Below are 25,119 nucleotides of genomic sequence, written 5' to 3'. Positions count from 1 at the left end.
GGTTTATTCCTGAACGAGACCCAGCTCATTAAGGTAGGCCAGATGGCTCTCCACCAGTGCCTTTGCTTCTGGTGTGGTTGCAAACTCGGGCCATGTTGCTTGGGCCACATTGCGGAACTCTTGCAGGTCTTCATCGCTCCATGCGGCAATCTCGACGCCCTCGGCCTTCAAGGCGGCAAGCGCCTCGGTGTTTTGCTTTTCAACAAAGAGAACCGCCTTGAGCGCGGCATCAGCCATTGCGCCTTCCATGATGGTGCGGTGGTGCTCTGGCATGGCGTCCCAGACGGCCTTGTTGCACGCAAGGTGGTCAGATGGCATCGAGTGGAAGCCCGGATAGTTGGCGAATTTTGCGATGTCATAAAGGCCAAGACCTTTGTTTGTCGCGATGTTTGAGGCGTCTGCGCCGTCAATGATGCCGGTCTCAAGCGCGGTGAAGATTTCGGTGAAATCCATCACAACCGGCTTTGCGCCCAGCTTTTCAAAGATTTTGGTCTCCATGCCCGGAGGGGAGCGGAATTTCCAATCCTTGAGGTCTTCGACGCTCCGGATCGGTTTTGTCGAGGCAAAGCTTTCCTGACCATAAACCATCCAGCCGACCAGCTGCATGTCGTATTGGTTGTAGAGATTCTGCGCCGCTTCGAGGCCGCCGCCGTAATAGAGCCATGACAGTTGCTGTGTCGGAGTGGCATAGCCCCCCATGATGTCACCCACAAACTGGAAGGCGGGGTTTTTGCCGGTCTGATATGCGCCGCCCGTGGCGTCGCAATCCAGAATGCCCGTTGCAGCGGCGTCAAAGGTTTCAACCGACTTCACAACAGAGGATGAAAAGAACGGTTCAATGTCGATTTCCCCGTTGGACAGGGCTTCGATGCTGTCGAACATGCTGCTGTAGAGTTTGCCCGCAGTTGTTTCGGGCGCGTGGTGTGTTTGGATGCGGAGTTTCGTGATTGGCGCGTCTTCGGCCATGGCCGTTCCGGCAACCATTGTTGCAGCGATGGCAGCAACGAACGTGTTTGTTAGTTGTTTCATGTTGTCCTCCCAGACGTTGAGCGTTGGATTCCGGAGATCTTTTGCCTCCGCGTATTTTACGCTGCTTTAACGTTAAGGGGAGGAATCTCGTACAACAAGAATAAAGTGAAATTATATAAAATTTCGAGATTTTGATATATTATCAAAATTAATGGTGCTATGTGACCTGCGATTGTCTAAGCGAAAAAGAGTCTGTGGTGCAAGAAGTCGACATTTATCAAACGCTGAAACGCAAGCTTGTCTCTAACGGGTTTGAACATGGTGCAAAACTGCGTGCAGAAGTGCTGCGCAAGGAATTCGACTGTTCTGCCAGCACGATCCGCGAGGTTTTATTCCGCCTCTCAACGGTTGGGTTGGTGTCGTTCCAGGAACAGCGCGGCTTTCGCGTGCCAGAACGTTCCCCTGAAAAGCTCATTGAGCTGACCCATATGCGGGTGCTGTTAGAGGGCGAAGGGACGGTGATGTCGATCCGCGCGGGTGGCGTTGCATGGGAGGCGCGGCTGACAGCGGCGCATCACCAACTTAGCCATATTGAGACGCGCATTCATGAGGCGGCTGCCTCGGATGACTTGGTTGCCATTTGGGCGGGGGCCGAAAAAGAATTCCATGAAACGCTGATCTCTGCCTGTGGGTCCAAGACGCTTAAACAGATGCACGGGCAGATCTATGCGCAGTTCCGCCAGCAATTGATGCTGGCAGACCGTGACTTTGATTTCATCTCAACAAATATCGAGCACCACGCCCAGATCCTTGAGGCGGCGCTATCAGGAAATGAGAGCCTAACACGTAAGAAAATCCATGATCATCTGGCGCGCCATCTGACCGGAGAGACGCTGGGCGTTTAAGCGCCGCCCAGCTCTTCTTCCATGTAGACGGCGATGATCTCGTCAAAGCGGCTCTCGGCTTGGAAGCCCAATGCAATCGCGCGTTCGGGGGCAAAATCGCGCGGCCATCCGGCAACCATGCGCATGATTGTTTCGTCGGGGATGTGTTTGATCAGGTCGACCGCTTTTTGCCCGGCGGCACGGCGCAGCGCTCCGATCTGTTCTTCGACGGTGCAGCTGATCCCGGGTAGGTTGAGCGCGCGGCGTCCCTCTAGCTGGTCGGTATCCAGCAACGCTGCTTGGGTCAGGAACTTGGTCGCGGCACGGGGGCTGACGTGCCAATGTCGCACGGTATCGGCCACAGGCAGGATCGCCTCAATCCCGTTCAGCGGCTCACGGATGATGCCCGAAAAGAACGAAGAGGCCGCTGCATTCGCCTTGCCCGGCCGCACGCAGACCGTGGGCAGGCGCAAAGATAGCCCATCAACAAACCCTTTGCGGCTAAAGTCGCTCAGCATCAGCTCACATGCGGCTTTTTGCGCGCCATAGCTGGTCAGGGGGGCGGATAGAAACTCATCCCCGATTTGATCGGGAAAAGGGCCGCCGAAGACGGCGATCGACGAGGTGAACACAAGGCGGGGCCGGTAACTGCCGCCTGAGGCGTCATGTTCGGCCTTCAACGCGTTCAACAGGTGCCACATGGCCATCATATTCACATCCCAGCCCAGCGCGAATTCAGCTTCGGCTTGGCCAGAGACGATGGCCGCGAGGTGAAAGATCACATCGGGCCGCGCGGCCGCGAGGGTCGCAGCCATAGCAGGATCAGAAACATCGCCGGTGATCTGCTTGCCCGCAGCACTTTGGGGTGGGAAGGCGCGATCAAACAGCGTGATCTGCGGGTCAGCAAAGGGGGCATCTGCGGCGATGCGCTGGGCCAGTTTTTGACCGACCATGCCGCCGCCCCCGAGGATGAGCATTTTGGTCATGTCAGTCCATTCTGCTTTTTGAGCTCCAGATACAGACCCGCATGATCAAGGTCGGCCCCCTCCATTTCATTCACGAAATGCGCATAGCGGTCACGCACAGCAAGTGCCGAGGGGAGGGTGAGACCGTGGCTGTCTGCTTCCTCTAAAGTGTTGTTGAGGTCTTTGAGTTGGAATTTCGACGGGCCACCGGGTATGAAATTGCCCTCTGACATCCGTGCGCCGTGCTGTTGAAGAATGACGCTATCGGCAAACCCACCTTTGAGGGCGGCCCGCAGGGCGGCGGGGTCGGCCCCGCCTTTCTCTGCCAGCAATGTCGCTTCTGCCACCGCGGCGATGGTCACGGCGACGATGGTTTGATTGGCCAGTTTGCACAGCTGCCCCGCGCCGGAGGGGCCGACATGCACAGGGCGGCCCATCGCCTTGAGGATGGGTGCTACGCTGTTGAAGACCTGTGTGTCGCCGCCAGCCATGATGGCAAGGCTGGCCTCTTCGGCGCCTTTGGTGCCGCCAGACACTGGCGCATCCAGATGGGCGACGCCCAGCTCGGCAAGCTGTTTGGATTGGGCGCGCGCGTGTTCGGGGCGTGCGCTGGACATGTCGATCCAGATCATGCCCTCGGCCAGATTGCTGCGAAACTGCGGGTCTGCCAAAAGCGCTTCGGTGGCGTAGCCATCGCTCAGCATGGTGATAATGATCTGCGCACCGGCGATGGCCTCGCCTGAGGTGGCGGCGGTTTTGGCGCCCCCATCGACCAAAGGCGCCGCACGGGCGGCGTTGCGGTTCCACACGGTCAGGTCATGCCCTGCCTTCATCAGATTGCGTGACATGGGCGCGCCCATCAGCCCCGTTCCAATCAGGGTAATCTTGGGGTTTGTGCTCATTGGTGGGGTCCTTTGCATGGGCGGCTGTCAGCGGGGTTATGGTCAAACGTAAAACTCTGACATACGCTAACCAGATAGATTGAAAGGGCCAGTGGGAGGGCCCTAAAAATATCGTTTATTTTGTAATTTGGCATGGAAATTTGCGCAGAAAAGCAAGTGTTGGATGTGTCTAGGGAGGAGATATTTCTATGATAGGTCAAAGGCTTAAAGGTAAGCGTGTGTTGGTGACTGCTGCTGGTCAGGGGATCGGTCGCGCCAGCGCCATTGCGATGGCCAACGAGGGCGCGCAGGTGTTCGCCACGGACGTAAATATGGAAATTATGTCCACGATTCGGGAGCTGAATCTCGAAAATGTAGAAATTTTCGAAATAAATGTTCTTGATAAAAAGAGCATTTCCGAAGGGGTTGCACGGGCCAATCCTGACGTCTTGTTCAACTGTGCAGGTGTTGTGCAGGGGGGCACGATTCTGGACGCCACAGAGGATGAATTCGACTTTGCAGTGGACCTGAATATCCGTTCGATGATCCGCACTGTGCAGGCCGCTTTGCCGGGCATGATTGAACGCGGCGGCGGCTCAATCATCAATATGTCCTCGGCCTGCTCTTCTGTGATCGGCGCGCCGAACCGGTTCATCTATGGCACAACCAAAGCGGCAGTGGTCGGCATGACGAAATCCATTGCGGTGGATTTTGTGAAACAAGGCATCCGCTGTAACTGCATCTGCCCGGGCACGGTAGAAAGCCCCAGTTGGCATGACCGCGTGACCGAGTTGGGCAAACAGCTGGGCAGCTATGACAAAGCCATGGAACAATTCGTGTCACGCCAACCCATGGGGCGCGTGGCCACAGCAGAAGAGATCGCGAAGCTGGTGGTGTATCTGGCCAGTGACGAGAGTGGTTTTACCACGGGACACCCACATATCATTGATGGAGGCTGGTCGGGCCAATGACTAAGAAAATTACAATCGGGGATCTGCGCTCGCGTAAGTGGTTCATGAACCCAGATAACCTTGAGATGACGGCGCTCTATATGGAGCGGTACCTGAACTACGGGCTGACGCGCGAAGAGCTGCAATCGGGCAAGCCGATCATCGGGATCGCGCAGACAGGCAGCGACCTGAGCCCGTGCAACCGCCACCACATCGAATTGACCAAGCGCGTGCGCGACGGGATCATTGCGGCGGGGGGGACATGCATTGAAATTCCTGTGCATCCCATTCAGGAAACCGGCAAGCGGCCGACGGCCTCATTGGACCGGAATCTGGCCTATTTGTCTTTAGTAGAGACGCTTTTTGGCTATCCATTGGATGGTGTCGTTCTCAATATTGGCTGTGACAAAACCACGCCAGCGCTGTTGATGGCTGCTGCAACCGTGAATATTCCGGCCATCGCGCTGTCTGTTGGTCCGATGCTCAATGGCTGGTGGAAAGGGGAACGTGCGGGCTCTGGCACCGTGATCTGGAAAGCACGCGAGCAGCTGGCCGCAGGCGATATTGACACGGATGAGTTCATGGAGATCGCGGCGGCCTCTGCGCCATCGGTGGGCTATTGCAACACGATGGGCACGGCGACGACAATGAACAGCCTTGCTGAGGCGCTGGGCATGCAATTGCCCGGGTCGGCGGCGATCCCTGCGCCTTACCGTGAGCGGGGGCAGATCAGTTATGAGACTGGTAAGCGGATCGTTGAGATGGTGTGGGAGGACATGCGCCCCACAGATATTATGACCCGTGAGGCATTTGAGAATGCCATTGTGATCAACTCCGCCATTGGCGGGTCAACCAACGCGCCCATTCACCTCAATGCCATTGCCCGCCACCTTGGCGTGCCGCTGGATAATGATGATTGGCAAAAACACGGGCATGATGTGCCCTTGTTGGTGAACATGCAGCCAGCCGGTAAATATCTGGGCGAAGACTACCAACACGCGGGCGGGGTGCCTGCGGTAGTGGGAGAGTTGATCGCAGGTGGTTTGCTCCCCCATGAGGGGGCGATGACTGTGAACGGGCGCAGCATGGGCGATAACTGTGGGGGTAAACGATCCAAAAACTCAGATGTCATTAAGCCCACCAGCGATCCAATGAAGGAACAGGCGGGGTTCCTGAACCTGTCGGGCAATCTGTTCGAAAGCGCGATTATGAAAACTTCGGTGATCTCGCCCGCGTTCCGCAAGAGCTACCTGTCCAACCCTGATGATCCGGAGGCGTTTGAGGGCAGCGCGGTTGTCTTTGACGGGCCGGAGGACTTCCACCACCGGATTGATGACCCCTCTGAGAACATCACCGAGAAATCCGTGTTGTTCATGCGGGGCGCGGGGCCAAAGGGCTATCCCGGTGCGGCGGAGGTGGTGAATATGCGGCCGCCTTCTTACTTAATCAAACAGGGCGTGGAGGCGTTGCCGTGTATCGGGGACGGGCGGCAGTCCGGCACATCTGGCAGCCCCTCGATCCTGAATGCTTCCCCTGAGGCTGCGGATGGCGGCGGGCTGGCCTTGCTGCAAACCGGCGACACGGTGCGCATTGATTTGGGCAAAGGGACCGTCAACATGCTGGTGCCGCTTGATGAGCTGGCCGAGCGGGCGCGTAATTTGGCAGCCAACGGCGGGTATGACGCCCTAGTGAGCCAATCGCCGTGGCAGGAGTTTTTCCGTGAGAAAGTGGGCCGGTTGGACCACGGCATGACCCTTAAGGGGGCCGATAAATATCAAGACATCGCGCGCAAATACATGCCGCGTGACAATCATTAAGAGGACGAAGAGATGAAGCTTCTACGTTACGGTGCTGTTGGCGCTGAGAAACCCGCAATGATCGACGAAGCAGGCCAGATGCGCGATCTATCTGCCCATATCGGTGACATCACAGGCGGCACGCTGGATGATGCAACACTGGCCAAGCTGCGCGCGCTTGACCCAAGCGCGCTGCCGCTGGTTGAAGGTAATCCGCGCATCGGTGCCTGTGTCGGCGACATCGGCAAATTCCTGTGCATCGGGTTGAACTATTCGGACCATGCCGCGGAAACAGGCGCGGATATTCCTGAGCATCCGATCCTGTTTTTCAAGGCAAACTCTGCCGTTGTAGGCCCGAATGACGACGTGATGATGCCGCGCGGATCGATGGCGACGGATTGGGAGGTCGAGCTGGGTGTGGTAATCGGTAAGACTGCAAAATATATCTCTAAAGCAGAGGCTTTAGACTATGTTGCGGGGTATTGTGTGGTCAATGACGTGTCCGAGCGGCATTTTCAGACACAGTTGACTGGTCAATGGACCAAGGGAAAATCCTGTGACACCTTCGGCCCGACAGGTCCGTGGTTGGTGACCCGCGATGAGGTCGGTGATCCGCAGAACCTTGCCATGTCGTTGGACGTGAACGGCAAGCGGATGCAGACCGGCAATACCTCGACCATGATCTTTACCGTGGCCGAGATTATCGAACATCTGAGTGGTCTTTTCACGCTGCACCCCGGTGATGTGATCACGACCGGCACGCCTCCGGGGGTGGGGATGGGGATGAAGCCCGAGCCTGTGTATCTGAAAGAAGGTGATGTGATGGAGCTGACCATCGAAGGTCTGGGCCAGCAACGTCAGAAAGTGGGGCAAGATGCCTGATCTTTTGCAAATCGGTGGCATTACCGACACGATGAAAGAGCGTCTGGAGGCGGCTTTCACCATTCACCAAACCAACCGCTATAATGCGGATGAGATCACCCATATCGTGACCAATGGTCACGATGGGGTAAAGCCGGATTTGATGGCGTCCCTGCCTAACCTCAAAATGATCAGCGGCTATGGTGTCGGATATGATGCCATCGACGCGGATGAAGCGGCGCGGCGTGGGATCATCGTGACGCATACGCCCAATGTCCTGAACGAAGAGGTGGCTACAACTGCGGTGCTTTTGATGCTCATGTGCTACCGCGAGGCGCTGCGCGATGATGCCTATGCGCGCACAGGCGCATGGGAAGCGAAGGGAGGCGCGCCACTGACGCGGTCACCCGAAAACCAGACCATCGGTATTCTGGGGCTTGGGCGGATCGGGCAGGCGATTGCGGATAAGCTGGCCCCGTGGAGCCCGACGATTGTCTATCATACACGCTCTGAAAAGGACGTGCCCTATACCTATTATGATAATCTGGTGGCGATGGCCCACGACTGTGATGTGCTGATCTGCATCACACCGGGCGGCGCGTCGACGAACAAGATCGTCAATGCCGAGGTGATGGAGGCATTGGGCTCGACGGGGACGCTGATCAATGTGGCGCGTGGATCGGTCGTGGATGAAGCCGCGATGATTGATGCCCTGAGCAGTGGTAGGCTCGGCTGGGCCGGTCTTGATGTGTTCGAAGCAGAGCCGCATATCCCCGAGGCGCTGTGCGCTTTGCCCAATACGGTCCTGTTGCCGCACGTCGGGAGCGCCACCGTCGAGACGCGGGCAGCTATGGGAGCTTTGACCGTGGATAATCTTTTGCAGCATCTCAAGGATGGTACGGTGATCAGTGCTGTCCCCGAGTGCGCGCATTTGTAAAAGCCAAAGGCGATGACGCATGTTCGAGCGCGTCATCGCCCTTTATATCTAATCAACAGCGTAGGCTCTAATATTGGTAGCGTCAGAGTGATGCAGTAATCCCGCCGTCCACGTATAGCGTGTGCCCGTTTACAAAGCTGGACGCGGCAGAGGATAGGAACACGGCGGCACCGACCAGCTCTTCCACATTACCCCATCGGCATGCGGGGGTGCGCTTGGCCAGCCATCCGCTGAACTCGGGGTCGTTGACCAGAGCGGCATTGAGCGGCGTGTCAAAATACCCCGGTGCGATGGCGTTGCAGTTAAGTCCGTGCTGCGCCCAATCGGTCGCCATACCTTTCGTGAGGTTCCCGACAGCGCCTTTGGTCGCGGTATAGGGCGCGATGCCCGGACGGGCGAGCTGTGTTTGAGCAGAGGCGATATTGATGATTTTGCCGCTTTTGCGCGCGATCATATGTCGTGCGACGGCCTGACCCACGTGGAACACCGACGCGACATTGGTCTGCAAAAGCTTCTCGAACGCCTCTGCCGGAAAGTCCTCCAGTGGGGTCCGGTGCTGCATACCCGCGTTGTTGATCAGGATGTCGATTGGGCCGGTGGTCGCCTCGAAATCATCAACCGCCTTTCGGACGCCAGCGTGATCAGTTGCGTCAAAGGCGAGCTGATGCACCGTTGCACCCTCTTGGGTAAGTGTATCAGCCGCGGCAGCAAGTTTGCCTGGGTCACGCCCGTTGAGCACAATTTCCGCGCCCGCACCGGCCAAGCCACGCGCAAGCGCGAAGCCGATCCCTTGGCTGGAGCCGGTAATGAGTGCAGTTTTTCCAGTCAGATCAAAGATTTCGAGCGTCATCGCATAACTCCCTGAATATTATTCAATGAGTATCTGTAACAATGTGACGAATGTATAGATCACTGGGTAAGGATTGACTGAGATCATCCGTGGTCCGCCTAAAGACGAGCGGCCTAGCCCAACGCTAATTTAGGGGGGGCTTTGGGGCATGTGCGGTTAAAAGATAAGAATTTGAAGTATTCGAGAGAGACCATAAAGGGCTCTGGAAGCTGGACCACAAGAGCGGCTCTGACTGTAAGTCTTTGCTGCTGTAAAAATTTTACGGAAAAATTGGTGCCCAGAAGAGGACTCGAACCTCCACACCGTTGCCAGTACTAGCACCTGAAGCTAGCGCGTCTACCATTCCGCCACCTGGGCACATCTTGTGAGAGGTGCATCTAAGGTGCGATGCGATGGGTGTCAATGTGATTTCATGCTTTGTTTGAAACTTCTTTTACCCCGTCGTGCGGCGGTGGCAATTCCGGCTTGTTTGACGCGCGGTGCGGGGGTACACCGTAAACCGACAATCGTTGAGGGTATGCATCATGTCTAAGCTGGTAACGATCTATGGCGGATCTGGTTTTGTCGGTCGGTATATTGCGCGCCGCATGGCTAAGGAAGGCTGGCGGGTGCGGGTCGCGGTGCGTCGCCCCAATGAAGCGATTTTTGTAAAGACGTATGGTGTTGTCGGTCAGGTCGAGCCTGTGCTGTGCAATATCCGTGATGATGCGTCGGTTGCTTCGGTGATGCAGGGTGCGGATGCGGTCGTGAACTGCGTGGGCGTGTTGGCCGAGAATGGCAAGAATACATTTGACGCGGTACAGTCCGAAGGTGCCGAACGGATTGCGCGCATCGCGCAAGAGCGCGGGATTGACCGTATGGTGCATGTTTCGGCCATCGGGGCCGATACCCAAAGCGAAAGCGATTATGCACGTACCAAGGGTGAGGGCGAGGCGGCGGTGCTCAAGTATCAGCCGAATGCGATGATCCTGCGCCCGTCTATTGTGTTCGGGCCGGAGGATGAATTCTTCAACCGTTTCGCCGGTATGGCGGGCATGTCGCCGGTTTTGCCGGTGGTTGGCGCAAATACCAAGTTCCAGCCGGTCTATGTAGATGACGTAGCCGAGGCTGCGGTGCAGGGTGTGCTGGGCGAGGCTCAGGGTGTGTTTGAATTGGGTGGCCCTGTCACGATGAGTTTCCGCGAGTTGATGGGCCTGATGCTGGAGGTGATCCGTCGCCGTCGGTTGGTTTTGAACATCCCTTTCTTTGCCGCTAAAATCATGGCGTTTTCCTTTGATGTGCTTGAGGCGGCGACGCTGGGATTGGTCAAGAACCCGACCGTCACCCGCGACCAGCTTAAGAATCTGCGCAATGATAATGTTGTTTCAGAGGATGCGCAGGGGCTTGATGCGCTGGGTATTGCGCCCACGGCGATGGCATCTGTGTTGCCAGAGTATCTGTGGCGTTTCCGGCCTGCAGGGCAATATAGCGAGATCAAGGAATCAGCGAAAAACCTGCGTTCTAACTGATGGAAAGCTCAACGATCATCGCCGCATTTCTGGGGTTGCTCGAAGGGCTGACAGAATTCATTCCGGTTTCGTCTACGGGCCATCTGTTGCTGGCGGGGCATTTCCTTGGCTTTGAGTCGGCGGGCAAGACATTTGAAGTCGTGATTCAGTTGGGTGCGGTTTTGGCGATTTTGACGCTGTATTCCGCGCGGCTGATTTCGGTGTTTGCCGCAGCCCCAAATGATCCGCAGGCGCGGCGGTTTATCTGGTCGGTTTTATTGGCGTTTTTGCCTGCTGTGTTCATCGGCGTGCTGGCGCATGATTTTATCAAGACAGTGCTGTTCGAGACGCCAAAGCTGATCGCGATCATGCTGATTCTTGGTGGGATTGTGTTGGTGTTCGTGGATCGTTTCGCGCCCGAACCTGTGCATGATGATGCGATGAAATTGCCCATCGGGATGGCGATAAAGATCGGGTTCATTCAATGTTTGGCCATGGTGCCTGGCGTGTCGCGTTCGGGGGCGACAATTGTTGGTGCGCTGATGCTGGGCGCGAGCAAGCGCGCGGCGGCGGAGTTTTCCTTCTTTTTGTCGATGCCGACGATGGCTGGGGCCTTTGCCTATGACCTCTACAAGAATCGCGATGTGCTGGACATGTCAGCGCTGGGCGAGATTGGCGTCGGCTTTGCCATGGCGTTCATTTCGGCAGTTGTCGTGGTGAAGTGGGTGTTGGGCTACGTGAGCCGTCATGGTTACGCTTTGTTCGGCTGGTGGCGGATCATTGTTGGGTCATTGGCATTGTTGTTTCTTATTATGGACTTCTGATCATATAGGTCCGATCCGGATTTAAAATTCCGGATTGAGACCTCTCTTGCTGCGGTGCAGAGAGAGAAAAACAACATATAGGTCAGCATTGCTGCCTTTTATTCTGATGGACCTTCGTTTATGCGGAGGGTCCAAGGGAATGAAGGATCGCGGTATCATGGCAAAGCAACCTATGTTGAAGTTTATAAACATTGAGCGGGATATGCCGGAGAAGCGTCCGCCCAATCTGCGCAAAGAAGACTTCAACGAGATTTATGCAGAGTACGCTGATGCCAAGGCGAAAGAGCAATCAAGCCGTTGCAGCCAATGTGGCGTGCCTTATTGCCAGACCCATTGCCCGCTGCACAATAATATCCCTGACTGGCTGCGCCTGACTGCCGAGGGGCGGTTGCAGGAGGCCTATGAGGTGTCCCAAGCGACCAATACATTCCCAGAGATTTGTGGCCGGATTTGCCCGCAGGACCGTCTGTGTGAAGGCAATTGCGTGATTGAACAGTCCGGCCATGGCACGGTCACGATCGGCTCGGTCGAGAAATACGTGACAGACACCGCATGGGAGCAGGGCTGGGTGAAACCCATCACCCCCGCCGCCGAGCGGACCGAGAGCGTTGGCATTATTGGCGCTGGCCCCGGCGGGCTGGCCGCGGCGGATTTCCTGCGCCGCTCAGGCGTGCAGGTCACTGTCTATGACCGTTATGATCGTGCGGGCGGTTTGCTGACCTACGGCATCCCCGGTTTCAAGCTGGAAAAAGATGTGGTTATGCGCCGGAATGAGCAATTGGAGCAGGGCGGCGTGACGTTCAAGCTCAACTGCGAAGTAGGTCGCGACATCAGTTTTGAAGATATTCGCAAGGCCCATGACGCAGTGATTATTGCCACGGGTGTTTACAAGAGCCGCGATTTGCAGGCCCCTGGTGTGGGCGTGCAGGGTCTGGTTCCCGCGTTGGATTTCCTGACCGTCAGCAACAAGAAAAGCTTTGGCGATGATGTGCCGGAATTCAACGATGGCAGCCTGAATGCCAACGGCAAGCGCGTGGTTGTGATCGGTGGGGGCGACACGGCGATGGACTGTGTGCGGACCTCGATCCGGCAGGGTGCGACAAGCGTGAAATGCCTGTACCGCCGTGACCGCGCCAACATGCCCGGCTCGCAACGCGAGGTGCAAAACGCCGAGGAAGAAGGCGTGGTATTTGAATGGTTGAGCGCGCCAAAGGGCTTTACAGGTGATCCGATAACAGGCGTCATGGTCCAGAAAATGCGTCTGGGCCAACCTGACGCCACTGGTCGTCAGGCCCCCGAGGTGATCGAGGGTGCTGATTATGTGGAAGAGGCTGATCTGGTGATCATGGCCTTGGGTTTTGAGGCTGAGGATCTGCCGACGCTTTGGGAGTGCCCTGATCTGCCGGTGAACCGCTGGGGTACCGTGAAGGCCGACTATATCACTGGCCGTACAGCAGCCGAGGGCGTCTATGCCGTGGGTGATATTGTGCGCGGCGCGTCATTGGTTGTTTGGGCAATCAAGGACGGGCGCGACTGTGCCGAGGCTATTCTGGATCAATTCAACGGCGCATCCGCTGTCGCCGCAGAGTGATGTCACACAGTGTGCACAGCCTGTGCACCGATGTGGCATACGATTGAGTATTAATGTCCGGTTAAAGGGTCAGGGAAGCTGCCCTGTCTTGCCGGAAAAATGAACAAAGTCTGAAAGGTGCCTGCTGATGAAAAGCGCACCGCGGGCTGACAAGAGACCAATCTTTGCGCTTTGTGCGCCATCGACAGGAGACGACCAATGACCAAATATGATGACGCATGGGTAGCCCGTGAAGAAGCCAAGCGTGCGTTTATGGCTGAGAAGGGGTTGTACTCTCCCGAGGAGGAGCACTCGTCCTGTGGTGTGGGCCTTGTGGTCAACATTGATGGTTCGCGGTCGCGCGAAGTTGTTGAGAACGGGATCAAGGCGCTCAAAGCGATCTGGCACCGTGGTGCGGTTGATGCGGATGGCAAGACCGGCGATGGCGCGGGCATCCATGTGCAAATTCCGGTGCCGTTTTTCTATGACCAGATCGAGCGGACAGGCCACAAGCCACGCAAGGACGAGATGATCGCCGTCGGTCAGGTGTTTTTGCCGCGCACGAACTTTGGCGCACAAGAAACCTGCCGTACCATCGTCGAGACCGAAGTACTGCGCATGGGGTATTACATCTATGGCTGGCGCCATGTGCCGGTAAAGGTGGAGTGTCTGGGCGAAAAGGCCAATGCAACCCGCCCCGAGATCGAGCAAATCCTGATTTCGAACGCGAAGGGTGTGGATGAGGAAACATTCGAGCGTGAGCTTTATGTGATCCGCCGCCGGATCGAAAAGGCCGCGATTGCCGCGCAGGTGCCATCGCTTTATATCGCGTCGCTGTCGTGCCGGTCGATTATTTACAAGGGCATGATGTTGGCCGAGCAGGTTGCGGAGTTCTATCCCGACCTGATGGACGAACGGTTCGAGTCGGCGTTTGCGATCTATCACCAGCGTTATTCCACCAACACATTCCCGCAGTGGTGGCTGGCACAGCCGTTCCGCATGTTGGCTCATAACGGTGAAATCAACACGCTTAAGGGCAACATGAACTGGATGAAGAGCCACGAAATCCGCATGGCGTCATCGACGTTCGGGGAAATGGCCGAGGATATTAAACCGATTGTCGCGGCGGGATCGTCCGACAGTGCGGCGTTGGATTCCGTGTTCGAGGTGTTGGTGCGTGCAGGGCGTTCTGCGCCTATGGCGAAAACCATGCTGGTGCCCGAGTCGTGGTCCAAGCAGGCGATCGAGCTGCCACAGGCGTGGCGCGATATGTATTCCTACTGCAACTCTGTGATGGAGCCTTGGGATGGTCCGGCCGCATTGGCGATGACCGATGGCCGCTGGGTCTGTGCCGGTCTTGACCGTAATGGTCTGCGACCGATGCGCTATGTTGTGACATCCGATGGTATGCTTATTGCCGGTTCCGAGGCGGGCATGGTGCCGCTGGATGAGGCGCGCGTTGTGCATAAAGGCGCGTTGGGGCCGGGGCAATTGCTGGCTGTGGACATGACAGAGGGCAAGTTGTTTGGCGATACCGAGATCAAGGACAAGCTGTCGGCGGCGCGTCCCTTTGGTGATTGGGTTGGCAAGATCAACGAGCTGGACGATGAGCTGGCGAAAGTGACCGAGAAGCCGTTGTTTGAAGGCAACGAGCTGCGCCGCCGTCAGATCGCGGCGGGCTACACCATCGAGGAGCTGGAACAGATTCTGGCTCCGATGGCTGAAGACGGTAAAGAAACGCTGGCCTCGATGGGTGACGATACGCCTTCGGCTGTATTGTCGAACAAATACCGCCCGCTGAGCCACTTCTTCCGCCAGAACTTTTCTCAGGTGACCAACCCGCCGATCGACAGCTTGCGTGAATTCCGCGTGATGAGCCTCAAGACGCGGTTCGGAAACCTCAAGAACGTGCTGGACGAAGACAGCAGCCAGACCGAGATTCTGGTACTGGACAGCCCGTTTGTGGGCAACGCGCAGTTTGACGAGATGGCCAGCCATTTCAACGCCGATCTGGTGACGCTTGATTGTAGCTTTGCCGAGGGGGCAAGCCTGAACGATGCGCTTCAGGCGATCCGTGCAGAAGCCGAGGATGCGGTGCGTTCGGGTGCGGGGCACCTTGTGCTGACGGATCAGATGAGCGGCGAGGGCCGTGTGGCAATGCCGATGATTCTGGCGACCTCTTCGGTGCACAGCCATCTGACACGCAAGGGTTTGCGGACCTTCTGCTCCATCACGGTGCGGGCGGCGGAATGTGTGGATCCGCATTACTTTGCCGTGCTGATCGGTTGCGGTGCGACGGTGGTGAACGCTTATCTGGCAGAGGATTCGCTGGCCGACCGGATCGGTCGCGGGTTGTTGGATGCGGATCTGACCACTGCTGTGGCGCGCTACCGTGATGCGATTGATCAGGGTCTGCTCAAGATCATGGCGAAGATGGGGATCTCGGTTCTGTCGTCTTATCGCGGTGGTCTGAATTTCGAGGCTGTGGGCCTGAGCCGCGCGATGTGTGCGGAGTATTTCCCCGGCATGACCAGCCGCATCAGCGGTATCGGTATCCACGGCATCCAGCGCAAAGCGGAAGAAGTCCATGCCAAGGGCTGGGCTGGTAATGACACCGTGATGCCGATTGGTGGTTTCTACAAATCCCGCAAATCGGGTGAGACCCACGCGTGGGAAGCGACCTCGATGCATATGTTGCAAGCGGCATGTAACCGCGCCTCCTATGAGATGTGGAAGCAGTATAGCGCCAAGATGCAGAGCAACCCGCCGATCCATTTGCGCGATCTGCTGGCGCTCAAGCCATTGGGCGAGGCCGTGCCCATCGAAGAGGTGGAAAGCATCACCGCGATCCGCAAGCGGTTTGTCACGCCGGGTATGTCGCTGGGCGCGCTAAGCCCTGAGGCGCATAAAGCGCTGAACGTGGCGATGAACCGGATTGGTGCAAAATCCGACAGTGGCGAGGGCGGCGAAGATCCAGCGCACTTCCTGCCGGAGGCCAATGGCGACAATCCCTCTGCGAAGATCAAGCAGGTGGCATCGGGTCGCTTTGGTGTGACGGCGGAATACCTCAACCAGTGTGAAGAGCTGGAAATCAAGGTGGCCCAAGGTGCCAAGCCTGGTGAAGGTGGGCAGTTGCCGGGCATGAAAGTGACCGACCTGATTGCGCGCCTGCGTCATTCGACGCCGGGTGTGACGCTGATCTCGCCTCCGCCGCACCACGATATCTACTCGATCGAAGACCTTGCGCAGTTGATTTACGATCTCAAGCAGATCAATCCGCGTTGTAAGGTGACGGTAAAGTTGGTGGCGTCCAGCGGTGTTGGCACGATTGCTGCGGGGGTGGCCAAAGCGAAAGCGGATATTATCCTGATTTCGGGTCACAATGGCGGCACAGGCGCATCGCCTGCGACCTCGATCAAATATGCGGGTCTGCCGTGGGAGATGGGCCTCACCGAGGCGCATCAGGTTTTGTCGATGAACAACCTGCGCGACCGTGTGACATTGCGGACCGACGGTGGTTTGCGCACGGGCCGTGACATTGTCATGGCGGCGATGCTGGGTGCCGAGGAATACGGTATCGGTACGGCTGCGCTGATCGCGATGGGCTGTATCATGGTGCGTCAGTGCCAGAGCAACACCTGCCCCGTGGGCGTGTGTACACAGGATGAAGCGCTGCGCGACAAGTTCACCGGCAGTGCGGATAAGGTTGTAAACCTGATCACCTTCTACGCCACAGAAGTACGCGAAATCCTTGCCAGCATCGGGGCGCGCAGCCTTGATGATGTGATTGGCCGTGCCGATCTGCTGACGCAGGTTTCGCGTGGTTCGGCGCATCTGGATGATCTGGACCTCAACCCGCTGTTGATCTGTGTTGATGCGCAGATGGACACGGTCTATGACCGCTCCAAGCCGCGTAATGCTGTGTTGGACACGCTGGATGCCCAGATCGTTAAGGATGCTGTGCCGTTCCTTGAGGATGGTGAGAAGATGCAGCTAAGCTATGCGGTGCAGAACACGCACCGGACCGTAGGCACACGGACCTCAAGCCATATCGTGAAGCGTTTCGGGATGCGAAATGACCTGCAGGCGGATCACCTGACGGTGAACCTGAGTGGTTCTGCGGGGCAATCCTTGGGTGCCTTTGCTGCGCCGGGTCTGAAGCTGGTGGTGGCAGGGGATGCCAATGACTATGTTGGTAAGGGCCTGTCGGGCGGTATCATCGTTGTGCGGCCACAGATGAAGTCGACGATTGTGGCGGCCGAGAACACCATCATCGGGAACACGGTTCTGTATGGTGCGACGGATGGCTACCTGTTCGCCGCCGGTCGCGCGGGTGAGCGGTTTGCTGTGCGGAATTCGGGTGCGAAGGTCGTGATTGAGGGCTGTGGCAGCAATGGTTGTGAGTATATGACCGGTGGTGTTGCTGTGATCCTGGGTGAAATCGGTGCCAACTTTGGCGCGGGTATGACTGGCGGTATGGCGTATCTGTATGATCCTGACGGGATCGCGGAAGAGCGTATGAACCATGAAACACTGGTACATTGCCCCGTCACCACCGATCATTGGGAGCATGAGCTGAAAACCTTGATCGAGAAGCACCTCAAAGAGACAGGCAGCCGCAAGGCCGCCGATATCTTGCAGCACTGGGATCTTGAGCTTGCGAATTTCGTGCAGGTTTGCCCCAAAGAAATGCTGAGCCGGATTGCCGCGCCTTTGGGAAATGAAGCACAGGCTGTTCCGGCCGAGTGATCAAGAACACTGTGCCAGCGGGCGTGAAAACACGTTACGCTGGCACATCCCTGTCCTGTTCGGACAGTGCCCTTGAGGGCACGGCATCGGGAGAAAGCGGTGCAAGTGTCGCTCAGCGTTCACAAAATGCTCTGTGGCCGCTATAGCAAGGGTTATGGCAAAGCGCGCAGCGAAATCGACAAAATCACCCCGAACAAAGAAAGCTGCCGGCAAGGCGGTTGAACGAATGCCCTTTGGCAGACGTGTGCGGCGTATATTTTGGCGCAGTGTGCTGGCTGTGGCTGTTTTTATGGTTGCCGTTGTTTTGTTGTTCCGTGTGATCAATCCGCCGACGACCTATTACATGTGGTCCGAATCCCGGCGTTTGGGTGGGGTCGATCAGGAATGGGTGCGGCTTGAGGATATCGCGCCGGTTATGGCGCGGGCCGCGGTGGCCGCCGAGGATGCGAATTTTTGCATGCATTGGGGATTTGACGTGGCTGCGATCCGTTTGGCGATCGCGCAGGGCTCTAACCGTGGGGCGTCGACCATTGATCAGCAAACGGTAAAGAATGTGTTTTTGTGGCATGGTCGCACGTATATCCGAAAAGCATTCGAGGCGGGCATAACCCCGATTGTCGAAATTATTTGGGATAAGCGGCGGATATTGGAGGTCTACCTCAATGTGGCCGAATTTGATGAAGGCGTATTCGGGGTCGAAGCCGCAGCGCGCCATTATTTTGGCGTCAGTGCGGGGGCATTAAGTGCGCGGCAGGCATCGCAATTGGCGGCGGTTTTGCCATCACCCAAAACGCGCAGCGCGTCACGACCCACGGCATTTTTAGGAAAACGGGCGGCGCAAATCCGCTCGGGTGCGGCGACGATTCTGGCTGACGGTCGGGCAAATTGTTTCCAGAGTTGATAAATTGGTCGCCACAAGGCATTTAGATTAAACGCGCAATATACCGGATAAATCATGGCACGTCTGTTTCACGTCCCCCTCTCTCCTTTCTGTCGGAAAATCCGGCTTAGTCTTGCAGAGAAAAAGATCGAGGTTGATCTGGTCGAAGAACGTTATTGGGAGCAGGATCCCGATTTCATGCGCCGCAATCCGGCGGGCAAAGTGCCTGTGCTGCGGCTTGACGGGATCATGATGTCCGAAAGCGCGGCGATTTGCGAATATATCGAAGAAACCCGCCCCGAGCCGTCACTGTTGCCCAGCGACCCTGAGCAGCGGCTTGAGGTGCGGCGTTTGGTGTCGTGGTTTGATGATAAGTTCCATCATGAGGTGACCTCGAAGCTGCTGTATGAGCGGGTCAATAAAAAGATGATGAAATCGGGCTATCCCGATAGCAAGAACGTCAAAGCGGGCGCGCGGGCGATTAAGTTTCATCTGGGTTATATGACGTGGTTGTTGGATCAACGCAGGTGGTTGGCGGGGGATGCGATGACATTGGCCGATTTTGCCGCTGCGGCGCATTTGTCCTCGCTTGATTATATCTCGGATGTGGATTGGAACAGCTGTCCTGAGGTGAAGGACTGGTACGTGAAGATCAAGTCGCGGCCTGCGTTCCGGTCCATTTTGGCGGATCAGGTGCCGGGGTTCACGCCGCCCAAGCATTATAATGATCTCGATTTCTAGGGCACTTATGGCAAGGCAGTCAGTTTAAGGGCGGAGCGACCTATGGACCTTAAACAGCGATTGGTGGCCGAGGCATTAGAGGCAGGGTTTGTGGCCTGCCGGATTTGCAGGCCGGATGCCGTGCCCGAAGTACCCGCGCGCCTTGGTGCCTTTTTGGAGGCCGGATATCACGGGCAGATGGAGTGGATGGAGGCGCGCAGCAATTGGCGCGGTGATCCGTCTGTGCTGTGGCCGCAGGCGCGGTCGGTTATCATGCTGGCCGAAAGCTATGCGCCCGAGCATGATCCCTTGGAGATATTGCAGCATCCTGATCAGGCTGCGGTATCGGTTTATGCCAAGGGGCGCGATTATCATGATGTGGTGAAAAAGCGGCTCAAGCGGATTGCGCGTTGGCTGATCGCGCAGGAGCCCTGCGAGGTGAAGGTTTTTGTCGACACTGCCCCCGTGCCGGAGAAGGCATTGGCGCAGGCCGCGGGGCTGGGGTGGCAGGGAAAACACACCAATGTTGTCAGCCGTGATTGGGGCAATTGGGCCTTTTTAGGGTCTGTTTTCACGACACTTGAGCTGGAACCCGATGCGCGTGAAGTGGACCGTTGCGGCAGTTGTACTGCCTGTCAGGAGATTTGCCCGACCAAGGCATTCCCCGAACCTTACAAGCTGGATGGGCGGCGCTGTATTTCCTATCTGACAATTGAGCATCGCGGGCCGGTGGATGAGGAGTTGCGCAGTGCCTTGGGCAACCGGATTTACGGCTGCGATGATTGTCTGGCGGCCTGCCCGTGGAACAAGTTTGCCGTCGCCGCCAGTGACATGCGCTATCACGGCACCGCGGGGGGGAGCTTGGCCGAGCTGGTGGTCTTGGATGATACTGCCTTCCGCGCGCGGTTTTCCGGCTCTCCGATCAAGCGGATCGGGCGGGACCGGTTTGTGCGCAATGTGCTCTATGCGATTGGCAATTCGGGCGATGGGGCGCTGTGCGGTTTGGCGCAGGGATTATGTGAGGATGCGGATGCCGCCGTTGCAGATGCGGCCCGTTGGGCCGTGGCGCGGTTGTTAGGAGATAGCTGATGGCGTTGCTTTTGGGTGTGGACACAGGCGGGACCTATACGGATGCGGTGATCATCCGTGATGAGGTAGAAGTAGTCGCAAGTGCGAAGGCGCTGACCACTCGGGCTGATTTGGCGATTGGCGTTGGCGGTGCTGTGCGGGCGGTATTGGCGCAATCCGGTGTGGCGGTTGATGACATTGCTCTGGCGTCTTTATCGACGACGCTTGCGACCAATGCGTTGGTTGAGGGGCAGGGCGGGCGCGTGGCGCTGATCTATATCGGGTTCAAAGAGCGTGATTTAGAGACACATGGCCTGCTTGATGCGCTCAACGGTGATCCGGCGATTGTGTTGGCGGGGGGGCATAACCACGCAGGTGGCGAGGCCGTGCCGCTGGACGAGGCGGCGCTGCGCGCGTTTGTGGCAGAGCATGGCGACAGCGTGGGGGGCTTTGCTGTGGCGGCGCAGTTTGCCACGCGCAACCCCGCCCATGAGCTGCGTGCGATGGCACTGGTGGCAGAGCTGACGGGGCGGCCCGTATCGGCATCGCATCAACTGTCAGCCAAGCTGAACGGGCCGAAGCGGGCGATGACGGCGGTGCTGAATGCGCGGCTGATCGGGATGATTGACCGGCTGATCGGGCGGGCCGAAGATATTCTGCGTGAGATTGGCGTGCAGGCACCGTTGATGGTGGTGCGCGGGGATGGGGCGCTGATTTCATCTGCGCAGGCGCGTGAGCGGCCGATTGAGACGATCCTGAGCGGGCCTGCCGCCTCTATCGTGGGCGCGCGCTGGATGACGGGGGCGGATCACGCTTTGGTCAGTGACATTGGCGGAACAACGACGGATGTGGCGTTGCTCAAAGGCGGGCGTCCGGCGATTGATCCGGCGGGTGCGCAAGTGGGGCCGTACCGCACTATGGTCGAGGCGGTGGCCATGCGCACGACGGGTCTGGGCGGTGACAGCGAGGTGCATTTTGTCACCGAAGGGCTGGTCGGCGGTGTGACGCTTGGCCCGCGCCGCGTGCTGCCGGTGTCTTTGCTGGCGGTGGATGCGCCTGAGGTGGTGCATGATGCGCTGGACGCGCAGTTGCGCAGTACGCTGCCCGGTGAGCATGACGGCAGGTTCCTGCGCGCCGTAGCGGGGCAGAGCATGGAAGGGATCGGCCCCCGTGAAACCGCTTTGTTGGAGCGGATCGGGAGCGGTGTGCACCCGTTGGGCGATATCTTGCGCGCGCGGATCGAGACAGGCGCGCTCAAGCGGTTGGTTGATCGGGGGCTGGTGCAGGTTTCGGCCGTGACGCCATCCGATGCTTGCCACGTGCTGGGGCTTGCGGATGCGTGGGACAGACAGGCCGCAGAAAAGGCGCTGGCGTTGTTCGGGCGCAGGCGCACGGGCGCTGGGGAACGGCTGGCGGCGCAGGCGGATGTGCTGGCGCGGATGATTGTGGATCAATTGCAGCATCAAACCGCTTTGGCCTTATTAGAGGCTGCTTTTGCCGAAGAAGAGGACGGATTTGGGGAAGATCCTGCTGTGCTTGCACGGCATGTTTTGATGCAACGCGGGCTGGGCGGGCACGCGGGATTGGTGCGGCTTGATACGGGATTAGGGGTGCCGGTGATCGGGCTGGGTGCCTCGGCGCGGACGTATTATCCGGCGGTGGGCACAAGGTTGGGCTGTGAGATGATCCTGCCAGAGCACGCAGGCGTGGCCAATGCGATTGGTGCTGTGGTTGGCCGCGTGACCATGCGCGAGGCTGGAACCGTGACGTCGCCCAGTGAGGGGAGGTTCCGCGTGCATCTAAGCGCGGGGCCAGAGGATTTCAGAGACGAAACTGCTGCATTGGCACGGTTGGAAGAAGTGCTGCGCGCTGCGGCTGTGGGGGCTGCGCAGGACGCCGGAGCCGCAGATATTAAAATCGACGTGACGCGCGATGTGCGCACCGCAGGAGTTGAGGGGCGCGAGGTTTTTGTCGAGGCTGAGATCACTGTCGAAGCCTCGGGCAGACCGCGCGTGGGGGTCTGAACCGACGCGGCGGCTATTGCGATGGGGCAGGCACCTGTATGTTAACCGTGGAAGAAATAGGCACGCCGTCCACCGCCCATTCGCTGTGGTCATTGGCGTTTAATGTTACGCGGACTTTGTTGTCACCAGAAGCCAGCATTTCTGCGGGCAAGTGATACCAATTACCGTAAATCCGCGCGATCTTTGTATCATTCACATAGATATGCGCATGGCCTTCGTTGTCCTTCGGTGTGCGGTTAATCGCGGCAGGTGTGAAGGTGAAATTCTGTGTCATGATCTGCACGTTATAGCCGCCCATGATGTCGGGAAACATCAGGTGGTTCACGGTAGGGACGGGGAGACCTTCGCGCACGGAGCGTGGGGGGTGTTGGTGCATCGCTGACATCGCTTGTGCGTCCATAGCAGGGTTGTCCGCTGTACCCATGGCCATGGCACTGTGATCCATGGTTGCAGGCGTCTGCGTGCCGGTGTGGGCCATCGGCAGCAGTATCATAGCGACAATGCCCATGGACACCCCGATGATGATATAGGCGAGTTTTTCCAACGGCGCGTTGCTCAACGGCCCGGCGGCGCAGGAAGCGCTGTGGTCAAGGCATCCTCGGAAACGCCCAAAGCTTGCGCTGCGGCCCCGAAATCGGGTGGCATAGACGTGCCAAGCGCCTCCCTCAGCGCGGCCTCTGTGACGCCCAGCTCATCCGCTGCGGCGGCGAAATCGGGGCCTTGGCCGTTCGGGCCCTCCGCCCGGGTCTCTTCAACTTCGCCATGGTAGCAATCAATCATATAGGGCGCTTCATCTGCGGTCAGGTGGTAGTGATAGATGCCATCGGGGAATTCAGGAGTGGTGCCGAAATGGCCGCTGCATTCATCCAGATCATCATTCGTGACTACAATTCCGCCCACATCATTATTGGCATAGACGGGAAAGCCGTCAGCCAGCACGCCAATCATTGACGAATGTTTGCCAGGCTGCGCGATTGCTTCGGCGATGCAGACAGGGATGCCGTGGTAATGGTAGTCTTTGCCGTTGGCCAATGTATGCCCGTTGCAATTGTCCAGAAATGCCACATGGTCATGAACAACCTGATCATCTTGCGCGGTGAGGGCGCGCTCAAAGTCTTCGTAGTCGTTGAAGATACGTGCCCCGTTGATTGCAACGCCAATCAGGCCAAGCGACGTGTCGGTGGTGGTGTCTGTATATACGGGCCGCGTTGTGATTGTGGTCTCAAGTTCGGATTCGATGAAATCATCAGCGGAATTGGCCACAACAAAGAATTCGGCCGGCTTGTCCTTGAACGGCTGGTTCGACGGGTCGGAGGGGATCAGATATTGCTCTGCAAAGCCATGGCTTGGGATACCGTTGGACTTGTAGTTAAAGCTGTTTGTCTCGGGCTGCATCGTGATTTCAACATTGTCGTGCCACGGTGCAGATTCGATGGCCTCGGCTGTGTCAGTCGAGGTATCCTGAGCGGAAATGGGGGAATAGATCAGCGCGCCAGTGGCCATAAGGACCGAGGCCGCGGCGGTGCTATACAGCATTCTATGAGACATTCGACGGATCACCCATATATTTCAAAACTTGAAATTTAACCTAGGGTCAGCTTTGCGCATGTCAAATGGGGGTGTGTTTAATTGTCGTGCGCTTGGACAGGGGCAGTGTCGGCCTTTGGGCACAGATATTTGGCACTGCCGTGATATGAAAGCTGTGTGGGCGGCCCAACGAATCGGACCGCCCTATTTTTATTCCGCTGCGGCGCGTTTGGGCAGAACCCAATCGGGGCGCGGGAAGTGGCAGGTGTAGCCGTTTGGCAAACGCTCAAGGTAATCCTGATGCTCGGGCTCGGCTTCCCAGAAATCGCCCACGGGCTCAATCTCGGTGACCACTTTGCCGGGCCAGATGCCAGAGGCTTCGATATCCGCGATGGTGTCGAGGGCGGTGGTCTTTTGGTCCTCGTCCACAAAGTAGATAGCCGAGCGGTAGCTCATGCCGCGGTCGTTGCCTTGGCGGTTGGGCGTTGTGGGGTCGTGGATTTGGAAGAACAGTTCAAGCAGGTCGCGGTAGCTGAGTTGGTTGGGGTCAAAGATGACCTCAATCGCTTCGGCGTGGGTGCCGTGGTTGCGGTAGGTGGCGTTGGGAACATCGCCGCCGGAATATCCGACGCGGGTGCTGACCACGCCTGTGCGTTTGCGGATCAGATCCTGCATGCCCCAGAAACATCCGCCTGCCAGAACTGCGCGCTGATTGCTCATGTTATGTCCTCCACTTGGGGTAAATACTGGGCGTATCCTTCGCCCTCCATGTCGTCGCGGTGGATAAAGCGCAGAGAGGCCGAGTTAATGCAATAGCGCAGGCCACCCCGATCGCGCGGGCCATCGTTGAAGACATGGCCAAGGTGGCTGTCGCCATGGGTGCTGCGCACTTCGGTGCGGACCATGCCAAGGGAGCGGTCGCTGATTTCTTGCACATGGGCAGGCTCGATCGGTTTGGTGAAGCTGGGCCAGCCGCAGCCGCTCTCGTATTTGTCACCGGAGGCGAACAGCGGCTCTCCCGAGACAATATCGACGTAGATACCCGGTTCTTTGTTCCCAAGCAGCTTGCCGGTGCCGGGGCGCTCTGTGCCGCTTTGTTGGGTGACGTGGAATTCTTCGGGTGACAGGGTCGCGATGACATCGGGGTTTTTGGTGTACTCGGGCATAGGGCTCTCCT

General features: G+C 57.7%; 21 protein-coding genes and 1 tRNA gene. 13 read left to right on the top strand and 9 right to left on the bottom strand.

Annotated elements, in window-relative coordinates; all coding sequences use genetic code 11:
• Positions 1 to 3: 3 nt before the first annotated feature.
• Entirely contained in the window at positions 4 to 1,029 is a 1,026-nt protein-coding gene (locus tag ABJM03_RS15505; protein WP_348418749.1) for a TRAP transporter substrate-binding protein, read from the bottom strand.
• Positions 1,030 to 1,226: 197 nt separating this feature from the next.
• Here ABJM03_RS15505 and ABJM03_RS15500 point away from each other — a divergent pair, with 197 nt between their 5' ends.
• Positions 1,227 to 1,874: a GntR family transcriptional regulator gene (locus ABJM03_RS15500; RefSeq protein WP_348418748.1), complete on the top strand. Its 648-nt coding sequence runs from the start codon at positions 1,227 to 1,229 to the stop codon at positions 1,872 to 1,874.
• Here the strand turns inward: ABJM03_RS15500 and denD are convergent.
• Both denD and ABJM03_RS15490 read right to left on the bottom strand, forming a co-directional pair.
• Complete coding sequence (denD, locus tag ABJM03_RS15495; RefSeq protein ID WP_348418747.1) at positions 1,871 to 2,839, bottom strand: D-erythronate dehydrogenase; 969 nt, start codon at positions 2,837 to 2,839, stop codon at positions 1,871 to 1,873. The two genes, ABJM03_RS15500 and denD, sit on opposite strands and share 4 nt — an antisense overlap.
• A complete protein-coding gene (locus ABJM03_RS15490) occupies positions 2,836 to 3,720 on the bottom strand; it encodes an NAD(P)-dependent oxidoreductase (protein ID WP_348418746.1) in 885 nt (294 codons plus the stop codon). The genes denD and ABJM03_RS15490 overlap by 4 nt, the downstream gene beginning before the upstream one ends.
• Before the next feature lie 188 nt (positions 3,721 to 3,908).
• Here ABJM03_RS15490 and ABJM03_RS15485 point away from each other — a divergent pair, with 188 nt between their 5' ends.
• From ABJM03_RS15485 to ABJM03_RS15470, 4 genes are read left to right on the top strand one after another with little or no spacing between them, the layout of a single operon-like run.
• On the top strand, positions 3,909 to 4,670 hold the full coding sequence (locus tag ABJM03_RS15485) for an SDR family oxidoreductase (protein WP_348418745.1): 762 nt from the start codon (positions 3,909 to 3,911) through the stop codon (positions 4,668 to 4,670).
• The gene (locus ABJM03_RS15480; RefSeq protein WP_348418744.1) at positions 4,667 to 6,466 is read left to right on the top strand and encodes an IlvD/Edd family dehydratase; all 1,800 of its coding nucleotides are present in this window, start codon (positions 4,667 to 4,669) and stop codon (positions 6,464 to 6,466) included. Before ABJM03_RS15485 ends, ABJM03_RS15480 begins: the two co-directional genes overlap by 4 nt.
• Before the next feature lie 12 nt (positions 6,467 to 6,478).
• Positions 6,479 to 7,327 carry a fumarylacetoacetate hydrolase family protein gene (locus ABJM03_RS15475; protein ID WP_348418743.1) on the top strand — a complete coding sequence of 283 codons (849 nt, stop codon included), beginning with the start codon at positions 6,479 to 6,481 and terminating at the stop codon, positions 7,325 to 7,327.
• Positions 7,320 to 8,243: a 2-hydroxyacid dehydrogenase gene (locus tag ABJM03_RS15470; RefSeq protein ID WP_348418742.1), complete on the top strand. Its 924-nt coding sequence runs from the start codon at positions 7,320 to 7,322 to the stop codon at positions 8,241 to 8,243. The genes ABJM03_RS15475 and ABJM03_RS15470 overlap by 8 nt, the downstream gene beginning before the upstream one ends.
• An 82-nt stretch (positions 8,244 to 8,325) precedes the next feature.
• Here ABJM03_RS15470 and ABJM03_RS15465 read toward each other — a convergent pair whose 3' ends face one another.
• Positions 8,326 to 9,093: an SDR family oxidoreductase gene (locus tag ABJM03_RS15465; protein WP_348418741.1), complete on the bottom strand. Its 768-nt coding sequence runs from the start codon at positions 9,091 to 9,093 to the stop codon at positions 8,326 to 8,328.
• Positions 9,094 to 9,364: 271 nt separating this feature from the next.
• Positions 9,365 to 9,450, bottom strand: a tRNA-Leu gene (locus ABJM03_RS15460).
• 167 nt (positions 9,451 to 9,617) lie between these two features.
• Here ABJM03_RS15460 and ABJM03_RS15455 point away from each other — a divergent pair.
• From ABJM03_RS15455 to ABJM03_RS15420, 8 genes are all read left to right on the top strand, one after another.
• Positions 9,618 to 10,601, top strand: coding sequence for a complex I NDUFA9 subunit family protein (locus ABJM03_RS15455; RefSeq protein WP_348418740.1), 984 nt, complete (start codon positions 9,618 to 9,620; stop codon positions 10,599 to 10,601).
• Positions 10,598 to 11,404 (top strand): undecaprenyl-diphosphate phosphatase, encoded by an 807-nt coding sequence (locus ABJM03_RS15450; RefSeq protein WP_348419150.1) that lies wholly within the window; start codon positions 10,598 to 10,600, stop codon positions 11,402 to 11,404. The genes ABJM03_RS15455 and ABJM03_RS15450 overlap by 4 nt, the downstream gene beginning before the upstream one ends.
• 157 nt (positions 11,405 to 11,561) lie before the next feature.
• A complete protein-coding gene (locus ABJM03_RS15445) occupies positions 11,562 to 12,995 on the top strand; it encodes an NAD(P)-dependent oxidoreductase (protein ID WP_348418739.1) in 1,434 nt (477 codons plus the stop codon).
• Positions 12,996 to 13,193: 198 nt separating this feature from the next.
• A complete protein-coding gene (gene gltB, locus ABJM03_RS15440) occupies positions 13,194 to 17,723 on the top strand; it encodes a glutamate synthase large subunit (protein WP_348418738.1) in 4,530 nt (1,509 codons plus the stop codon).
• A 154-nt stretch (positions 17,724 to 17,877) separates the two neighbouring features.
• Positions 17,878 to 18,624, top strand: a complete 747-nt coding sequence (mtgA, locus tag ABJM03_RS15435) for a monofunctional biosynthetic peptidoglycan transglycosylase (protein ID WP_348418737.1) — start codon at positions 17,878 to 17,880, stop codon at positions 18,622 to 18,624.
• A 54-nt stretch (positions 18,625 to 18,678) separates the two neighbouring features.
• Positions 18,679 to 19,344 carry a glutathione S-transferase family protein gene (locus ABJM03_RS15430; RefSeq protein ID WP_348418736.1) on the top strand — a complete coding sequence of 222 codons (666 nt, stop codon included), beginning with the start codon at positions 18,679 to 18,681 and terminating at the stop codon, positions 19,342 to 19,344.
• Between the two features lie 42 nt (positions 19,345 to 19,386).
• Positions 19,387 to 20,412 (top strand): tRNA epoxyqueuosine(34) reductase QueG, encoded by a 1,026-nt coding sequence (queG, locus tag ABJM03_RS15425; protein ID WP_348418735.1) that lies wholly within the window; start codon positions 19,387 to 19,389, stop codon positions 20,410 to 20,412.
• A complete protein-coding gene (locus ABJM03_RS15420) occupies positions 20,412 to 22,415 on the top strand; it encodes a hydantoinase/oxoprolinase family protein (RefSeq protein ID WP_348418734.1) in 2,004 nt (667 codons plus the stop codon). Before queG ends, ABJM03_RS15420 begins: the two co-directional genes overlap by 1 nt.
• A gap of 13 nt (positions 22,416 to 22,428) precedes the next feature.
• Here ABJM03_RS15420 and ABJM03_RS15415 read toward each other — a convergent pair whose 3' ends face one another.
• The 4 genes from ABJM03_RS15415 to msrB all read right to left on the bottom strand — a co-directional run bounded on the left by ABJM03_RS15415 (position 22,429) and on the right by msrB (position 25,108).
• Positions 22,429 to 22,959 carry a hypothetical protein gene (locus ABJM03_RS15415; RefSeq protein ID WP_348418733.1) on the bottom strand — a complete coding sequence of 177 codons (531 nt, stop codon included), beginning with the start codon at positions 22,957 to 22,959 and terminating at the stop codon, positions 22,429 to 22,431.
• Positions 22,960 to 22,970: 11 nt separating this feature from the next.
• Entirely contained in the window at positions 22,971 to 23,951 is a 981-nt protein-coding gene (locus ABJM03_RS15410; protein WP_348418732.1) for a YHYH protein, read from the bottom strand.
• 201 nt (positions 23,952 to 24,152) lie between these two features.
• Positions 24,153 to 24,662 carry a peptide-methionine (S)-S-oxide reductase MsrA gene (gene msrA, locus ABJM03_RS15405; RefSeq protein WP_348418731.1) on the bottom strand — a complete coding sequence of 170 codons (510 nt, stop codon included), beginning with the start codon at positions 24,660 to 24,662 and terminating at the stop codon, positions 24,153 to 24,155.
• A complete protein-coding gene (gene msrB / locus ABJM03_RS15400) occupies positions 24,659 to 25,108 on the bottom strand; it encodes a peptide-methionine (R)-S-oxide reductase MsrB (protein ID WP_348418730.1) in 450 nt (149 codons plus the stop codon). The genes msrA and msrB overlap by 4 nt, the downstream gene beginning before the upstream one ends.
• Positions 25,109 to 25,119 lie beyond the last annotated feature (11 nt).

This window comes from Sulfitobacter sp. (assembly GCF_039977885.1).
In the GTDB taxonomy this organism is placed as follows: domain Bacteria; phylum Pseudomonadota; class Alphaproteobacteria; order Rhodobacterales; family Rhodobacteraceae; genus Sulfitobacter.
This window is presented reverse-complemented; position numbering and strand designations above follow the sequence as displayed.

Excerpts from the sequence above, each read along its gene's own strand:
- ABJM03_RS15505 (WP_348418749.1), bottom strand. The coding sequence starts at position 1,029 with ATGAAACAACTAACAAACACGTTCGTTGCTGCCATCGCTGCAACAATG.
- denD (WP_348418747.1), bottom strand. The coding sequence starts at position 2,839 with ATGACCAAAATGCTCATCCTCGGGGGCGGCGGCATGGTCGGTCAAAAA.
- ABJM03_RS15490 (WP_348418746.1), bottom strand. The coding sequence starts at position 3,720 with ATGAGCACAAACCCCAAGATTACCCTGATTGGAACGGGGCTGATGGGC.
- ABJM03_RS15485 (WP_348418745.1), top strand. The coding sequence starts at position 3,909 with ATGATAGGTCAAAGGCTTAAAGGTAAGCGTGTGTTGGTGACTGCTGCT.
- ABJM03_RS15480 (WP_348418744.1), top strand. The coding sequence starts at position 4,667 with ATGACTAAGAAAATTACAATCGGGGATCTGCGCTCGCGTAAGTGGTTC.
- ABJM03_RS15475 (WP_348418743.1), top strand. The coding sequence starts at position 6,479 with ATGAAGCTTCTACGTTACGGTGCTGTTGGCGCTGAGAAACCCGCAATG.
- ABJM03_RS15470 (WP_348418742.1), top strand. The coding sequence starts at position 7,320 with ATGCCTGATCTTTTGCAAATCGGTGGCATTACCGACACGATGAAAGAG.
- ABJM03_RS15465 (WP_348418741.1), bottom strand. The coding sequence starts at position 9,093 with ATGACGCTCGAAATCTTTGATCTGACTGGAAAAACTGCACTCATTACC.
- ABJM03_RS15455 (WP_348418740.1), top strand. The coding sequence starts at position 9,618 with ATGTCTAAGCTGGTAACGATCTATGGCGGATCTGGTTTTGTCGGTCGG.
- ABJM03_RS15445 (WP_348418739.1), top strand. The coding sequence starts at position 11,562 with ATGGCAAAGCAACCTATGTTGAAGTTTATAAACATTGAGCGGGATATG.
- gltB (WP_348418738.1), top strand. The coding sequence starts at position 13,194 with ATGACCAAATATGATGACGCATGGGTAGCCCGTGAAGAAGCCAAGCGT.
- mtgA (WP_348418737.1), top strand. The coding sequence starts at position 17,878 with ATGGCAAAGCGCGCAGCGAAATCGACAAAATCACCCCGAACAAAGAAA.
- ABJM03_RS15430 (WP_348418736.1), top strand. The coding sequence starts at position 18,679 with ATGGCACGTCTGTTTCACGTCCCCCTCTCTCCTTTCTGTCGGAAAATC.
- queG (WP_348418735.1), top strand. The coding sequence starts at position 19,387 with ATGGACCTTAAACAGCGATTGGTGGCCGAGGCATTAGAGGCAGGGTTT.
- ABJM03_RS15420 (WP_348418734.1), top strand. The coding sequence starts at position 20,412 with ATGGCGTTGCTTTTGGGTGTGGACACAGGCGGGACCTATACGGATGCG.
- ABJM03_RS15410 (WP_348418732.1), bottom strand. The coding sequence starts at position 23,951 with ATGCTGTATAGCACCGCCGCGGCCTCGGTCCTTATGGCCACTGGCGCG.
- msrA (WP_348418731.1), bottom strand. The coding sequence starts at position 24,662 with ATGAGCAATCAGCGCGCAGTTCTGGCAGGCGGATGTTTCTGGGGCATG.
- msrB (WP_348418730.1), bottom strand. The coding sequence starts at position 25,108 with ATGCCCGAGTACACCAAAAACCCCGATGTCATCGCGACCCTGTCACCC.